Source organism: Microbacterium sp. 01T413_2, assembly GCF_056398985.1.
In genome coordinates, this window is record NZ_JBFTQL010000004.1 from 96,796 (window position 1) to 112,463 (window position 15,668).

Genomic DNA, 15,668 nt, shown 5'->3' on the forward strand with positions numbered 1-15,668 from the left:
GAAGGATGACCGATGACAAGCGACCGCACCGATCCCCTACTGCCCGACGCCCCGGCGGACCTCGCCGAGAGGATCCGTCGGGGACGTGCCGTCGCCTGGCGGGAGGCGGTCACGATCCGCACCTATGCCCCCGGCGCCCCGTGCGAGTACCCGATGTACCTGGATCAGCGCGTTTATCAGGGGTCGAGTGGCAAGGTCTACCCGCTGCCGTTCATCGAAAGCGTCGCGGACCACGCGGAGCCACGGGTCTGGGATGCGATCCATCTCGAGAACGAGTTCCTCCGCCTCGTGGTACTCCCCGAGCTCGGTGGCCGGATCCACGTCGGGTACGACAAGACGACCGGCTATGACTTCTTCTACCGCAACACCGTGATCAAGCCGGCGCTGGTCGGGCTCGCGGGCCCCTGGATCTCTGGCGGAGTGGAGTTCAACTGGCCGCAGCACCATCGCCCTGCGACCTTCCTTCCCGTGCAGACCTCGATCGAGTACGCGGACGACGGGAGTGTGACCGTGTGGTGCCACGACCACGACCCGTTCACGCGGATGTCCGCCCAGCACGGTGTACGACTGCGCCCCGGCAGCTCGGTAGTGGAGCTCGCGGTGCGCCTGCACAACCGCACGGATGAGCGGCAGTCTTTCCTCTGGTGGGCGAACGTCGCCGCGAAGGTCGGTGACGACTACCAGTCGTTCTTCCCCGAGGACGTTCGCCACGTCGCCGATCACGCCCGTCGGGCGCTCACTGCCTTTCCTGCGGCGGATCGCTCGTATTACGGCGTCGACTACCCGGAGCGCAGTGCGAAGAGTCCGGGGGCCGACCGAATCGACTGGTACCGGAACATCCCGGTTCCGACGTCCTACATGATCGTCGACTCGCAGCAGGACTTCTTCGGCGGGTACGACCACGCGGCGGGCGCAGGGTTCGTGCACTGGGCCGAGCGACGCGTGTCTCCGGGCAAGAAGCTCTGGACCTGGGGAGACGCACCGTTCGGCCACGCCTGGGACGACCAGCTGACGGACGACGACGGGCCGTATGTGGAGCTCATGGCGGGTGTCTACACGGACAATCAACCGGACTTCAGCTGGATCCTGCCCGGCGAGACGAAGACGTTCACACAGCACTGGTTCCCGATCCCGGCCATCGGCGTCGCCCATCAGGCAACGCCGGACGCGGCGGTGCACGTGGAACGGGGGCCTGGCACGACGGCCGCCTTCGCGGTCACCCGCGCGCAGTCCGGGGCCGTGCTGCGCATCCTGAGCGGAACCGACGTCGTCGCGTCCGAGACGAAGGATCTGCGCCCCGGGGACGTGGCTCGCCTGCACTCCTCCGCCGATCTCGGCGCAGACGACTCCGTGGAGCTCCGCAGCGCCTCCGGACGGCTTCTCGTGCGCTGGACGCCGTCGACCGCCGCCGACGAGGAGCCCCGGGTGGCGACCGCGCCTCCGGCGCCCCAGGACATCGAGTCGGTGGAGGAGCTCTACCTCACCGGGGTTCATCTCGATCAGTATCGGCACCCGACGAGGTCGCCGATGAATTACTGGAACGAAGCGCTGTCCCGCGACTCCGGCGATGTCAGGACCAACATCGCCGTCGCCGCACGGCATTATCGATCCGGCCGCTACGATCTCGCACTCGCGTTCGTCCGGCGCGCGCTGGACCGGCTCACGCGACGCAACGCCAATCCGGTCGACGCCGAGGCCTATCACCTGCTCGGGCTGGTGCTCCGGCGGCTCGGCCACGACCTCGAGGCCGAGCGCGCGTTCGGCAAGGCCGGATGGGACGGCACCTGGGCCGCGGCGTCAGGCTTCGCTCTCGCGCGGTCCCTGGCGTTCCGGGGACAGAACCGGGCCGCACTGCGCGTTCTGGATTCGCTGGATGCGACGGTGGGACACGACACCCGTCGAATCGCGCTCCGAGCCATCCTGCTGCAGCGACTCGGCGAGAAGGGCGCAGCGGACGCACTCGTGCGTGCGGCGCTCCAGAAGGATCCCTTGGACGTCGCGCTGCGGGTGCTCGCCGGGCGACCGCTCTCCGATGCCGGACTGCTCCTCGACGCCGCCATCGACTTCCGCGACGCGGGGGCGTTCGACGAAGCGCTGCGCCTACTCTCCGAGGCGGCCTCGGCGCCGGCCACGGAGGGCGGAGGCTTCGCACCGATCGCGCACTATGCGGCAGCCGGGATCCATAGTCTTCGAGGCGAAGCGGACGCGGCTCGAAGGGCGCGCGCTGCCGCGCGCCGCGCCGACCTGACCTACGTCTTCCCCTCCGGCCTCGATGCGCTCGACGTGCTCACCGCCGCGTTGACCGCGGAGCCGGATGACGCCGTCGCGCATTCCCTCCTCGGCATGCTGCTGTACGGGAACGGACGACGGGCGGAGGCCGCCGTGCACTGGGATCGCGCGCTCGCGCTCGGCGCAGGCGACCCCGTGCTGCTGCGAAACGCCGCGCTGGCGGCGTACACGGCAGAGCAGGACGACACCAAGGCGTGGCGGCTCTACGCCCGCGCCGTGGCTGCCGCACCCGCGGACGCGCGCCTGCTGTACGAGCAGGACCAGCTCGCCGCCCTTCTCGGGCATTCCGACCTGGATCGTCTGAACCGGCTCCGTGCGGCGGAGGTCGTGGTGCTCGAGCGCGACGACCTCACGATCGCGTATTCGACGCTGCTCGCCGGATCCGATCCCGCGCGGGCATACGAGATCCTGACGACCCGCCGGTTCCACCCGTGGGAGGGCGGAGAGGGGCTCGCGATCGCCGCGTGGGATGCGGTGCACGCCGCGATGGGGCTGTCCCCCGCGGACCCGCCGGCGACCCTCGGCGAGAAGCGCGCGCAGTACGTCGCTCCGATCGCGCGCAGCCAGGACGGCGAGACCGATTACTTCGCGACGAGCCTCCCGGAGATGCAGCTGTTCTCCCGTTCGATGCAGGACCGATGATCGTTCCCGCTTCCCCTGCACCACCGAGAGGGCAGTTCGCCCTGAGCGCCGCGGGATACTCCGCGTGCGTGGACAGCACGGGGGCATCCCTGCGGGAACTCCGGCACCGGGGGCGCGACATCATCGCAGGGTACTCGGCGCACGAGTCGAGGCCCCGGATGAGCGGCGCAGTGCTGGCGCCCTGGCCGAACCGGCTCGCGGACGGACGCTATCGGTTCGGCGGCGAGGTGCACGAGCTCCCGATCACCGAGCCCGCGACGGGGTGCGCCGCGCACGGCCTGATCGCCGGGACCCGGTTCGCCCTCCTGCGTCAGGGGCCGGCAGAGCTCGAGCTCTCCGCGACGGTCGAACCTCGCCCCGGGTATCCGTGGCGGCTGCGCATCAACGTCTCCTTCGCGTTGACCGCAGACGGGCTGGCTCAGGAGATCCGCGCCACGAACCTGTCGGAGGATCCGGCTCCGGTCGGCCTCGGCGCGCATCCCTACCTGCGCGCGGGTGACGCAGGACGCGGGTCGATCGACGGGTGCTTCCTCGAGCTTCCTGCAGACGAGGTCATGCTCACTTCTCTTCCGCGTATGCTGCCGTTCCGGCTGGTCCCCGTCGAGCGCGAGGGGCGAGGATTCGACTTCCGGCGTCCGCGGCGGATCGGCGACCTCTCCGTGAACAACGCGTTCACGGCCCTCCGCGCCAGCACAGACGGACGTCTCGTGGCACGCCTGCTCGATGCCGAAGGGCGCGGTTCGGAGATCGAGTGGGATGCGCGGACGCGCTGGATCCAGGTGTACACGGCCGACGAGTCGACGGACGAGGCCCACCGGGACGCCGTGGCAGTGGAGCCGATGACCTGTGCACCCGATGCGTTCAACTCCGGCACCGACCTGCGCGTCCTCGCCCGCGGCGAGACGGCCGGGATCGGCTTCATCCTCCGAGCCGTGGGCTGAGCCGCTGCCGACGCGCGAACGTGTCCGCAGCGCTTGCGCCCAAGAACCGCACGGCGCGTCGCGCTCATGCATGATGGAGGAATGTCCTCTGACTCCGCGGCGCGCAAGACGCGCTCTCCGGCCGGTTCCATGCGGCTGTCCGAGATCGCGACCATCGCGGGAGTCAGCGAGGCGACGGTCAGCCGCGTCCTGAACCGAAAGTACGGCGTCGCCCAGAAGACGCGTGAGCAGGTCGAGGCGGCGCTGCGCGAGGTCGGGTACGAACGCTCCGTCAAGGGCGAGATCGTCCTCATCCTGGTGCCGAGCCTCAAGGGGATGATCTTCGCGGAGATGTGCAACGAGATCGAGACGTATCTCTCGCCGTACGGCCTGCGCGCGGTGATCTGCCCCGTCTTTCCCGGCTCCATCGTGGAGCAGGACTACGTGGACATGATGATCGACAAGGGGATCGCGGGCGCGATCTTCCTCTCCTCCAGCAACACGATGCGCAATTCGGATCCGGTCGCGCATCAGCTGCTGGAATCCCGCGGAGTTCCGTTCCTCACCGTGAACGGCCCGTTCGCCGATGCCGACGCGCCCACGGTCTCCACCGACGACTGGCACGCGGCCGAGCTGTCCGTCGCGCACCTGTACGATCTCGGCCATCGTCGGATCGGGCTGATCGCAGGACCGACGAGCAACATCCCCGCCGATCGCCGCGTCGAGGGCTTCGTCAACGCGATGGACGCACGCGACATACCCGCGGCCGAGGAGCTCGTGGTGCGCGTGCACTACTCGATCGAAGGCGGGCGCAGCGCCGCCGACGAGCTGCTCTCCGCAGGCGCGACCGCGATCATCGCGTCGAGCGACGACATGGCGCTCGGCGCGTACCGCGCGATCACCCGACGCGGGCTGCGCGTACCTCAGGACGTGTCGGTGATCGGATACAACGATTCGTACGTGCTCGACTTCACCGACCCGCCCCTCACCAGCGTGCGCCAGCCGATCGAGACGATCGCCGAGATCTGCACCAGGACACTGGTCACGATGGTGCAGGATCGCCCGATCCGCACCGAGGAAGTACTGGTCGAGCCGGAGCTGCGAGTGCGCCGGTCGACCGGACCAGTCCGGGCCGCCGGATCGGAGCCCTGACCACTCGTCGGCGCACGCCCGACGCATCCGATCAACCGCTGACCGGCGCCGCGCATGTTCCTCGCGATAGTTAGTGCCGTGCGATCCGGATCTCGCCCTCCGGCGCGACCGCACCGGCCTCGCGCGCCGCGCCGCCGAGGTGCGGATCCCGGAAGCCCCGAGCATCCGCGAGCCGGACACGCAGGTACGTCGACGTCCGGTTGATCACGCGGCACTCCGCCGGCGTCACCGCGACCGTGACGGCGCCGTCCCCGAACGGTACATCGGCGAGCTCTATCTCGCCGATGGCGGACGGCAGCCCGGGACGCAGGGTGAGCGTGCGCCGAGGCGCATCGGGCTCGAGCCCGACCAGGCCGAGCACGATCTGGGCCAGCAGCGTGAACGGCACCTCCGGATAGCTGCCGTTCGTCCCCTGCGCAGAGACCTCGTGGGGCTGTCCGCGGAGGGCGTGGATCCGGCGCATCCAGTCCCAGGCCTGCTCGGGACGCGCATGCCGGAAATACAGGTCGGGCAGGTACGTCAGCGCCTCCACGTTCCTCGGCGCCGTTTCGGGCGCCTGGCATAGGCGATCGACACGGTCCAGCTCGTACCCCGCGCGCTCGTCCACGAGCAGCCCTTTGAGCAGCGGGAACCACGTCGACTCCCGCGACCAGGCGCGCACCGGTTCCCCCTCCGCGGTCCAGCCGCACACGACGTCGCCCGAAGGATGCCTGCTCCAGACGTCTCGGTAGTGGTGACGGAGGAGCCGGGCCTGCTGCTCGAGTTCGGGATCCGGCGCCCCGGCGCCTCCGGCGAGCGCAGCGACATGGCGCGTCGCCGCATACTGCGCCGCGAAGCCGTCCCCGGCTTCGCGCAGCACGATCCCGGGGAGCTCGTTGTAGCTGGCTGTGCCTTCGAAGATCCCCGCGCCGCTCGCCTCGGCGACTCCGTTGCGCGGCGCCTGGTCGTGCCGGTCGACGAAGGCGGTGACGATGCGGCGCACGGCATCCGCCTCGGCGGCCCAGCGCGGGTCGGCGCCCCAGCGGTGCAGCACCTGCACCGTCTCCGCGAGCTCGAACACCGCGGGCAGCTCGCGGACGAAGTCGTCCGGCCCCCGGTAGTCGATCGCGAGGGGCGTCTCGTGGTCGAAGTTGACGGCCCAATACGGCCAGCCACCCCGTCGTTCGTCGGCCGAGCGCAGGAAGGACTCGATCATGGCCGCCGTGCGCATGCCGAGCCCGAGGATCTGTGCGCCGACGGCTTGATGCGCGAGGTCGCGCAGATAGTACCCGCTGCGGTGCCCGTATCCGGCCCGATACGAGTCCCGGTAGAGCACCGTGCCGGCTCCTGCCGGGCACTGCTCGGAGACATCGCGCGGACCGCGCTGCCCGCCCGCCACGAGGTGGGAGAGCGCATCGGCACGCGCGGTCTCGAAGATGTCGCGGAGTTCCCCGTCATCCGTGCGCAGGGCGAGCACGATCAGATCCTCGTGAACTCGACCAGCGCGGCATCCTGCGGGCGCAGTGTCGGCAGCGGCAATCCGATCTCGGCGAGGATGCCGCCCGGCAGCTTCGCTCCTTCGGTCCACCATCCCGGCTGCGCGCGGCGCCGCGTCGGGTCGTCCGCGCCGTCGGGCAGGATCCGCCTGACCCGGTAGCGTGCAGCGGGATCCAGGCCGGGAATCCGCAGGAATCCGCCGGGTACGTGCGCGGGCGAGTCGATCGCGGTGAGCGTCGCGATCGCCCGCTCTCTCCCGGGAGCAACGATGGCCTGTGCGATCAACGCGTCCTCGGTCTCCAGGCGATGGAGGCGCCCGCGCTCGACGACCGGACGGACATCCTTCACGATGCGGATCCATCCGGCGAGCTCCGCCCGCTCGGCATCGGTCGCCTCGCGCAGATCCCACTCGATGCCGAAGCTGCCAGTCAGGGCGGTGATCGCACGGAACGTCATCGATGAGGCCCGGCCGGTGACATGCGCGACCTGCGCACCCACGTGCGAACCGAGCATCTCCGGCGGCACCAGGAGACTCGTGCCGCGCTGGATGCGCTGCCGCTCCAGCGGGTCGTTGGAGTCGCTGGTCCAGAATCGGTCGGCGACCTCGACGACGCCGAGGTCGATGCGGCCGCCGCCCGAGGAGCACGACTCGATCTCCAGCCACGGGCAGGCGTCCTTCACCGCGCGCATGAGCGCGTACACGGCCTGCGTCTGCCGATGCACCCTTGGGCGATCGAGGCGCCGGTCGATGGGCTCGATCAGGTCGCGGTTGTGATCCCACTTCACGTAGTCCACACGATGGCGGGTGATGATGTCGACGAGTCGCTCACGCAGGTACGCGAACGCGTCGGGATGCGCGACGTTGACCACGAGCTGATTGCGCGCGAGCGGAGCGTCGCGGTCGATCGGGCTGAGGATCCACTCCGGGTGGACCCGCGCAAGGTCCGAGTCCGGATTGGCCATCTCCGGCTCGAACCACAACCCGAACTGCATCCCCGCCGCGCGCACGTGATCAACCAGAGGTGCGAGGCCCTCTGGCCACACGGTTTCGTCCTCGTACCAGTCGCCGAGCCCGGCACGGTCGTGCCGACGCCCGCGGAACCAGCCGTCGTCCAGCACGAACCGCTCCACGCCGATCCCGGCGGCGAGGTCCGCGAGGGCGAACAACGGCGCCGGTTCGTGGTCGAAGTACACCGCCTCCCAGGTGTTGAGCGTGATCGGGCGTCCGACGGCAGGATGCTCGGGACGGGCCCGCAGCATCTCATGGATCCGCGCCGACGCCTCGTCCAGGCCCTCGCCGTACGTGAGCACCAGCCACGGGGTGGTGTACTCCTCCTCGCCCTCGAGCACGAGTTCGCCGGCGTCCAGAAGCTCGCCGGCGCCCAGGAAGGAGTACCCGCCGTTGGTCCGGTGAGCCCAGACCCGCTGGTTGCCGGACCACGCCAGATGCGCAGCCCACACCTCTCCACGCGCCGGACCGAACCCGGGTTCACCCGCGACGAGCAGCGTGACCGCATCCGGCCCTGTCCGCCCGTGTCGGCTCTCGCGCAGGTGCGTGCCGTCGACGATCTCCGCACGCTGCGGTCGCCGCTCCGCGCTGTGCCGCCCGGTGAAGTCGAGGAGGCTGGCGGCCCTGGCCGGGATCGGCACCGCGATGTCGAGCCCGGAAACCGTGAACGCATCCTCGCCGATGTTGCGCAGAGCAGCGCGGATTCGGAGCACCCCTGTTCCGGTGAGCTCGATCTCCTGCCGCAGCATGAGCCCTGCCGCGTCGTCGCGCCCGGTCACGACCGCCCGCTCCCCCGCCACGGTGGCCTCGACGCGGGCGAACGCCGCGAACGGCGCTCGCCCCTCGCGCAGACCGGCGACGCCAGGGAAGCCGAGCCATCCCTGCCGCGCTTCGGGAACCACACCGACGGGCCGTGGTGCGTCGGGCTCGTCCACCACGCGTTGACGGTGCCCGTTGCGGGCGAGCGCGGCCAGGATCTCGTCATCGACGGGGCCGAGCGCGCGGCCCCAGTGCACGACGACGGGCATCGCGTCCACGTCGAGCGCCAGCACGACGCTCACACCTCCAGCGGTCAGGTGCACGGTCTCGGCGCTCATTGCTCTCCTTCGAGTCTTCACGGCACGTTCTGCAATCTTGCAATAGATTCTTGCACATTTGCTGATATCCGGTAGTGTGTGACCCATCGCGATGTCGCGATGTCCCCCGCCCCGAAAGGAACTCGAACGATGACGTTCTCTGCACGAAAGAGCAGCCTCACCGCGCTGGCGATCGCCGGCGTGGCGGCATTGACGCTCAGTGCCTGCTCCTCCACGAACGGCGGGTCCACAGCCGCCGACAACGGAAAGATCGACGGAAAGATCACCGTGTGGTCCTGGACCGCTCCCGCCAAGGGTCTGCGCGCCGCAGCGACCGACTTCGAGAAACTGCACCCCGGCGTGAAGATCGACGTGCAGGATGTCGGCAACCCCGCGATCTGGGACAAGATCACCACCGGCATGGCCGCGGGCGGCGCAGGCCTCGCCGACGTGCTCAACATCGGCATCGACTACATGGGCAACTACGTGGAGAAGTTCCCGAATCAGCTTGTGGACCTGAGCCAGTACGGCGCGGACAAGCTCGCGAAGGACTTCCCCGCGGGCGCGTGGAAGAGCGGCACCGGCGCGGATGGCAAGGTCTACGGAATCCCCTACGAGGTGAACGCCACCGGCTTCTTCTACCGCACCGACATCTTCCAGCAGGCAGGGGTGGATCCGTCCTCCATCAAGACCTGGGACGACCTGCTCGCGGCCGGCAAAACCATCAAGGACAAGACCGGCGTCCCGCTGATGTCGATGGACAAGGCCGCGACCCAGGGCGATTCGGGTGGCCTGTGGCAGCTGCTCGCCAACCAGCAGGATTCGTTCTACTTCAACGCCCAGGGCGAGATCACGATCAACAACGCCGCCGGAGTGACGGCGCTGGAAATCATCAAGAAGGCGAACGACGCCGGCATCGTGGAGGACCGTCCAGGGACCTGGGACAATCTGGTCGCCGCGATGAAGGGCGACAAGCCCGTCGCGACGTTCACCGCGGGCGGCTGGATGGCCGGCGAGATCACGCACGACGCCCCCGACATGGCCKGGAAGTGGGGCGTGCAGAAGCCTCCCGCTGTCAGGCCCGGCGGGCTCACGGCCGCGATCAACGGCGGGACGTACCTCTCCGTCTCGAACACGAGCAAGAACAAGGCGACCGCAGCCGCGTTCGTCCAGTACGCGATGGGAACGGTCGAGGGCCAGAAGGCGACGTATGACGCCGGCGGGATGTTCCCCGGCTTTGAGCCGTTCATCGGGTCCAAAGACTTCTCGACGCCGATGCCCTATTACGACAACGCCAAGGTCAACGACATCTTCATCGCGCAACTGAAAGAGAAGACTCCCGTCGTCAACTACACCAGCGACTACGCCCGCGCTCTCAAGGTCTACACCGACGCCCAGACCGAGGTACTGCTGAAGGGCGCGGATCCGAAGAAGGCGCTCGACGAGGCGGCGAAGCTTCTCGCACAGCAGACCGGCCGCAAGATCGCCAAGGACTGAGGAAAGAGGATCGCGGTCCCGAGGGATTGGCCCTCGGGACCGCAGCCGATCATGACTGCCATCGCAGAACCGCACCCCACCCGCGCCCCGGCGCGGCCCGCCCCGACACGTCGGCGCTTCTCCGCGCACCCGCGTGCGACGCCGTACCTGTTCCTGCTGCCCACGATCCTGCTGTTCGCCGTCTTCACGTGCTACCCGTACGTGTACGCGCTGTGGCTCAGCCTCACCCGATCGCAGGGCGGGCAGACCCTCTTCGCCGGACTCGACAACTACGTCCGCCTTGCACAGGATCCGCTCTTCTACACTGCGCTGTGGAACACCTTCGTGATCCTCATCGTGCAGGTCCCGATCATGCTGGCGCTGGCCGTGCTGCTGGCCGTGGCGTTCAACTCGGTGCTGCTGAAGTTCCGTGCCCTCTGGCGAACGCTCTACTTCGTCCCGATCGTGATGGGCCTCGTCGCCTATGGGATCCTGTTCCGCGCCCTGTTCAGCTCCGAGGACGGCTTCGTCAACCAGATCCTCGGCGCCGTGGGGATCGGCCCGATCCCGTGGCTGTCGGATCCGTTCTGGGCCAAGATCACGATCGTGATCGCGATGACCTGGCATTACACCGGTCAGAGCGCGATCATCTATCTCGCGCAGCTGCAGTCGATCCCGACGGAGCTGTACGAAGCGGCCTCGGTCGATGGCGCCGGCGCCCGTCAGCGGTTCTGGCACGTGACTCTGCCGGGGCTCCGCCCCGCGCTCGTGCTCACCGTGATCCTGTCGACCATCGGCACGCTGCAGCTCTTCGACGAGCCCTACGTGCTGACCAACGGCGGTCCGGTCAACGCGACCCTGACGGTCGGGATGTACCTCTACCAGAACGGCTTCAAGTATTTCGACTTCGGCTACGCCTCGGCGATCGGCTACGCCCTGACCATCATCATCGGCCTGATCTCCCTGCTGCAGCTGCGACTCTTCCGGGAGAAGCGATGACCACCGCCCTCGCAGGCCCGCCTCAGCGCGCCCGTTCCCTCGTGCTCACCACCGTGATCGCCGCCGGCGCCGTGCTCATGGCGCTGCCGTTCTACTGGCTGATCATCGCGTCGACCTACCGCGGCAACGACATGTTCTCCGCCCCGCCCCGCTTGCTCCCAGGCAACGCGTTCCTCGACAACGTGCGCGGTCTCTTCGGCGACACCGGATTCGGGCAGGCATTGTGGAACTCGGTCGTGGTCTCCGGCGTCTACACGCTGCTCGGCCTGGTGGTGTGCACGGCCGCGGGGTACGCGTTCGCGAAGTTCGAGTTCCGCGGCAAGTCGGCCATGTTCGCGGTCCTGCTGGTCACACTCGCGCTGCCCTCGCAGGTCACCCTGGTGCCGCTGTTCCAGATGATGGTGTGGCTCGGCTGGCTGGACACCTATCAGGCCATCATCCTGCCCAGCCTCGCTCTGCCGTTCGGGGTGTTCCTGATGCGCCAGACCATGATGTCGGTGCCCGACGAACTACTGCAGGCCGCCCGCGTAGACGGCGCCGGTGAGTTCCGCGCGTTCGCCCGGATCGTCGTGCCCACCGTTCGGCCTGCGCTCGCCGCTCTCGCGATCTTCCTGTTCCTCGCGCAGTGGAACGCGTTCGTGTTCCCGCTCGTGGTGCTGCGAACCCCCGAGGCGTACACGGCGCCGGTGGCCCTGGCGACGCTACAGGGCGTCGGCACCACCGACTACGGCCAGCTCCTCACCGGAACCATGCTGTCGATGGTGCCGATCCTCATCCTGTTCCTCTTCCTCCAGCGCCAGTTCGTCGCCGGCATCCTCGCCGGCGCCGTCAAGCAGTAAGGATCCCTGTGCTTCTCGAAGACCATCAGCTCGACCAGGTCCAGTGGACCGCTCTGGGCCGGGACATCGTCCTCGGCGTCAGCGGCGGTTGCGCTATCCGCTCCGTCGAACGCGTCGGCGCCCTGATCGAGGTCGCCGTCGTGGCCTCCGCCCCCGGCCAGGTGCTGTTGAACGGCCCCCTGGGCAACGCGTCGGGCGTCTGGCACGCCGGCTACGACCCGATCCGCGGTCTCCCCGCCGACTGGGCTGGCAAAGAACAGTTCAGTGCTGTCTGGTCGCTGCCGGTGAACGTACTGTGCGATGTCGACGGCAGTGCGCAGATCGCGTTCGGCTTGGACTGCATGACCGCCGTGGGCCTGATCGAGTACGGCGTCTCGGAGGAGTTCAAGTCCTACGTGGCACGGTTCGCCGTCGACGACGCACTTCTCGACGCCGGCGACGGAGTGTTCCGGCTGCTCCTCGTCGCGGAGCGCGAACCGTATGAGGACGCGATCCGCCTGCTGTCCGCCGAGCTGCGCAAGGGTCTGCCCGTGCGTCCCGCCTCGTCCTACGCGCTGGAGCCCGTGTACTCGACGTGGTACGCGTTCTCGCAGCGGATCGACGCCGAGATCGTGCGGTCGCACGGGCTGGACGCGCGCAGGCTGGGCTGCCGGTCGGTCTTCATCGATGACGGCTGGCAGGCGTTCGGCGACGGCCGCTGGTACGCCGGCTGCGGCGACTGGGTGCCGGACACCGCCAAGTTCCCGGATCTGYGCGCCAGTGTGGGCGAGCTGCACGAGGGCGGGCTCGGGGTCATCGCCTGGATCGCGCCTCTCCTGCTCGGCGAGCAGAGCGAGGCCTACGCGACGCTCTCCGGCCATGCCCCGTTCATCTCCGAGGGGCTGCGCGCGCACGTGCTGGATCCGCGGATCCCTGCCGTCAGAGAGCACATCGTCGCCACCTGTGCCCGGCTGATGGCCGACTACGCACTGGATGGGTTGAAGATCGACTTCCTGAACAACGCGATGGTCTACGCGGGCACCGATTCCCCGGGCGACATCGCCGACGTCGGTGAGGCGATGAAGACCCTCCTGCGCGAGATCGCCGATGCCGTCGACGCGGTGCTCCCCGGTGCTCTGATCGAGTTCCGGCAGCCCTACGTCTCACCCGAGATCGCCGGTTTCGCGGACGTGATCCGTGCGAACGACTGCCCGGCCRACGCGGACCAGAACCGTCGTTCGACCGTGGATCTGCGACTGCTCGACTCCTCCCAGGTCGTGCACTCGGATCCGATGATGTGGGACCCTCGGGCGGGTGCCGATGCTGCCGCGCGGCAGATCCTGAACGCGTTCTTCTCGGTGCCGCAGTTCTCGATGCCGATGGATGCCCTGCCACCGGAGCAGGTCGCCGTCGCGGCCGAACTCCTGAGAGCCTGGCACGAGCTGCGCGAGGTGCTCGTGCGAGGCAGGATCCGGGCGGCTCTTCCCGGCGAAGGGTACCCCGTCGTGACGGCCGAACTCGACGGTGTGCTCGTCGTCGCCGCCTATCAGCCGCGCGTGCTCGAGCTGGAGCTGGCCGGCGTGGAGCGACTCGTCATCGTGAACGCGACGGCGAACGATCTCCTGCCGTACCGCGTCAGCTCGGGCGACGCGGCGCGATTCGACCTCGACCGCGCCGGATACCTGCGTCTCCCGACCTGGAACGTGCACGATCTGACCCGCCCCTGAGCGGCGCACAGGTCCCGTCCCCCGCCGAGGCGACGGGCGGGACCTGTGCGGAGCCTCGCGTCCTCGCGCCTAGAGCTCGACGTCGACGAGCACCGGCTCGGGCTGCAGCAGCAGGCCGAACTCGGAATGCACCCGGTTCTGGATGAACCGGGCGAGCTCGGCGATCTCCCCCGCCGTCGCCCCGCCGCGGTTCGTGAGCGCGAGCGCGTGCTTCGTGGAGACCCCGGCGCGCGAACGCGGCAGCTTGAATCCCTTGCGGATGCCGGCGTGCTCGATGAGCCAGGCCGCGCTCACCTTCACGTCGCTCGGCGGCGCCTCGGGCTTGGGGGCGAGGCCGTAGTACGAGTCCAGGGGGATCACCGTGACCGTGTCGAGGTCGGGTGTCACCGGCCAGCGCGGGCACTCGGGCGGAAGCGTGCGTGCCGTCGCCTCGGAGACGATCGCGTTCTGGAAGAAGGATCCGGCGCCGTGGGTATCCGGATCCGCGGGGTCGAAGAGCATTCCCTTGGCCGCACGAGTGGAGAGGATCCGCTGCCGCACCCACGCCAGCGGTACCGGCTCGTCGCTCGTGAGCTGCAGCGCACGGCGCAGCTGCTCGCCGCGCACCACGCGCCCGGCGTCCCCCGTGACCGCGAGATCGAGCGTGACGGAGAGGATCACGGCGCGGCGTTCGGCGACGGATCCGTAGTGGTGCTTGAGCACCGAGGTGCGGAAGCCGAGACCGAGCTCGGAGGCCGGAGTCACGACGACCTCGCCCGAGTGCTCGTCGAGCAGCTCGACCTCGACGAGGGTCTCCTGGATCTCCTGGCCGTACGCGCCGATGTTCTGCACGGGGGCTGCGCCGACGGTGCCGGGAATCCCGGACATCGCCTCGACGCCCGCGTAGCCGTGCTCGACCGCATAGGCGACCAGCGCGTCCCAGTCGTGCCCGGCCTGCGCGCGCAGCCGGATCCGACCGGGATGCGGAGACGGGAGCTCCTCGATGCCGCTCGTGCGGATGCGGATCACGGTGCCGTCGAAGGGCGCGTCCCCCGCGAAGAGGTTCGATCCGCCGCCCAGCACGAACCATGCGTCACCGGTCGCCCACACGTCGCGGAGCACGGCGACCAGTTCGTCCTCGGTGGCGGCATCGATCATCCGCGCCGGCGCCGCACCGGTCTGCAGCGTGGTCAGCTCGGCAAGACGCACGGACAAGATCTCCGCCATGTCAGAGGGAGTCCGCCGCGACGCGCAGCTGCGCCTTGACGAGCACCGTGGTGTCGGCGTGCTTGACCACGAGGTCGATCCGCACCGCGGTCTCGTCGCGCGCACCGACCTTCGCGGTGATCGCGACGTCGGCACCCTCCTGCGGGTCGACCACGACGGGGCGGGCGAAGCGCACGCCGTAGTCCAGCACGCGCGCGGTGCCGGGAAGCGCGGCGATCGCGACGGACGAGGCGACGCCCATGGTGAGCATGCCGTGCGCGAGCACGCCGGGCAGACCGACCTCGGCGGCGACGTCGTCACGGTAGTGGATCGGGTTGAAGTCGCCGGATGCCCCGGCGTAGCGCACGAGCGACTCGCGCGTGAGGTGCACGGTGCGCTCGGCGATGATGTCTCCGACGTTCACGCGGCGGCCTCCTCGGTCTCGGCGGGCGCATCGCTCACGAGCAGCACCGACGTGGCGGTGACGACGTGCTCGCCCGCGGCGTCGCGGATCTCGGCGTCGCTGGTGATCATCGTCGCGGGGCCCATCGCTCGGATCCCGGTGACGGTCAGCTGGGCGGTGAGCTCGTCCCCGGCCACGATGGGGCGCGTGTAGGCGAAGCGCTGCTCGGCGTGGATCGTGCGGGACAGCACGATCCCGGAGTCCTCCAGGCCCAGCAGCTGCTGCAGCGTGAGGTCCTGGATGACCATCGCGAAGGTGGGCGGAGCGACGACGTCGGCGAACCCGAGCGCCCGAGCCGCCTCGACGTCGGTGTGCTGCGGGGCATCGGCGAACACGGCGCGCGCGAACTCGCGCACCTTCTCACGACCGACGAGATACGGGGCCGTCGGCGGGAACTCCCGGCCGACCAGTTCAGGATTCACGGGCACCCCTCGAT

General features: G+C 69.3%; 12 protein-coding genes. 7 read left to right on the forward strand and 5 right to left on the reverse strand.

What is annotated here, in order from left to right; genetic code table 11:
* Positions 1-12: 12 nt before the first annotated feature.
* The 3 genes from AC1DMN_RS04415 (at position 13) to AC1DMN_RS04425 (ending at position 5,003) form a co-directional block, all read left to right on the forward strand.
* Positions 13-2,931 carry a DUF5107 domain-containing protein gene (locus tag AC1DMN_RS04415; RefSeq protein WP_477231048.1) on the forward strand — a complete coding sequence of 973 codons (2,919 nt, stop codon included), beginning with the start codon at positions 13-15 and terminating at the stop codon, positions 2,929-2,931.
* Complete coding sequence (locus tag AC1DMN_RS04420; RefSeq protein ID WP_477231049.1) at positions 2,928-3,872, forward strand: aldose 1-epimerase family protein; 945 nt, start codon at positions 2,928-2,930, stop codon at positions 3,870-3,872. The genes AC1DMN_RS04415 and AC1DMN_RS04420 overlap by 4 nt, the downstream gene beginning before the upstream one ends.
* An 81-nt stretch (positions 3,873-3,953) precedes the next feature.
* Entirely contained in the window at positions 3,954-5,003 is a 1,050-nt protein-coding gene (locus AC1DMN_RS04425; protein WP_477231050.1) for a LacI family DNA-binding transcriptional regulator, read from the forward strand.
* 70 nt (positions 5,004-5,073) lie between these two features.
* Here AC1DMN_RS04425 and AC1DMN_RS04430 read toward each other — a convergent pair whose 3' ends face one another.
* The gene (locus AC1DMN_RS04430) at positions 5,074-6,459 is read right to left on the reverse strand and encodes a hypothetical protein (protein ID WP_477231051.1); all 1,386 of its coding nucleotides are present in this window, start codon (positions 6,457-6,459) and stop codon (positions 5,074-5,076) included.
* A 2-nt stretch (positions 6,460-6,461) separates the two neighbouring features.
* A complete protein-coding gene (locus tag AC1DMN_RS04435) occupies positions 6,462-8,585 on the reverse strand; it encodes an alpha-galactosidase (protein WP_477231052.1) in 2,124 nt (707 codons plus the stop codon).
* Positions 8,586-8,714: 129 nt separating this feature from the next.
* On the opposite strand from AC1DMN_RS04435, the gene AC1DMN_RS04440 reads away from it, so the two are divergent.
* From AC1DMN_RS04440 to AC1DMN_RS04455, 4 genes are read left to right on the forward strand one after another with little or no spacing between them, the layout of a single operon-like run.
* Positions 8,715-10,061: an ABC transporter substrate-binding protein gene (locus AC1DMN_RS04440; protein ID WP_477383914.1), complete on the forward strand. Its 1,347-nt coding sequence runs from the start codon at positions 8,715-8,717 to the stop codon at positions 10,059-10,061.
* Positions 10,062-10,112: 51 nt separating this feature from the next.
* Positions 10,113-11,039, forward strand: a complete 927-nt coding sequence (locus AC1DMN_RS04445) for a carbohydrate ABC transporter permease (protein ID WP_477231054.1) — start codon at positions 10,113-10,115, stop codon at positions 11,037-11,039.
* Positions 11,036-11,878 carry a carbohydrate ABC transporter permease gene (locus tag AC1DMN_RS04450; protein WP_477231055.1) on the forward strand — a complete coding sequence of 281 codons (843 nt, stop codon included), beginning with the start codon at positions 11,036-11,038 and terminating at the stop codon, positions 11,876-11,878. The genes AC1DMN_RS04445 and AC1DMN_RS04450 overlap by 4 nt, the downstream gene beginning before the upstream one ends.
* Before the next feature lie 8 nt (positions 11,879-11,886).
* A complete protein-coding gene (locus AC1DMN_RS04455; protein ID WP_477383916.1) occupies positions 11,887-13,584 on the forward strand; it encodes a glycoside hydrolase family 36 protein in 1,698 nt (565 codons plus the stop codon).
* Between the two features lie 69 nt (positions 13,585-13,653).
* Here the strand turns inward: AC1DMN_RS04455 and AC1DMN_RS04460 are convergent, their stop codons facing one another.
* Genes AC1DMN_RS04460 through AC1DMN_RS04470 form a run of 3 tightly spaced genes read right to left on the reverse strand, consistent with a single transcriptional unit; the run spans position 13,654 to position 15,660 of the window.
* The gene (locus AC1DMN_RS04460; protein ID WP_477231057.1) at positions 13,654-14,790 is read right to left on the reverse strand and encodes a UDP-N-acetylmuramate dehydrogenase; all 1,137 of its coding nucleotides are present in this window, start codon (positions 14,788-14,790) and stop codon (positions 13,654-13,656) included.
* Between the two features lies 1 nt (position 14,791).
* On the reverse strand, positions 14,792-15,193 hold the full coding sequence (locus AC1DMN_RS04465) for a MaoC/PaaZ C-terminal domain-containing protein (protein ID WP_477231058.1): 402 nt from the start codon (positions 15,191-15,193) through the stop codon (positions 14,792-14,794).
* On the reverse strand, positions 15,190-15,660 hold the full coding sequence (locus tag AC1DMN_RS04470) for an FAS1-like dehydratase domain-containing protein (protein ID WP_477231059.1): 471 nt from the start codon (positions 15,658-15,660) through the stop codon (positions 15,190-15,192). Before AC1DMN_RS04470 ends, AC1DMN_RS04465 begins: the two co-directional genes overlap by 4 nt.
* Between the last annotated feature and the right edge of the window lie 8 nt (positions 15,661-15,668).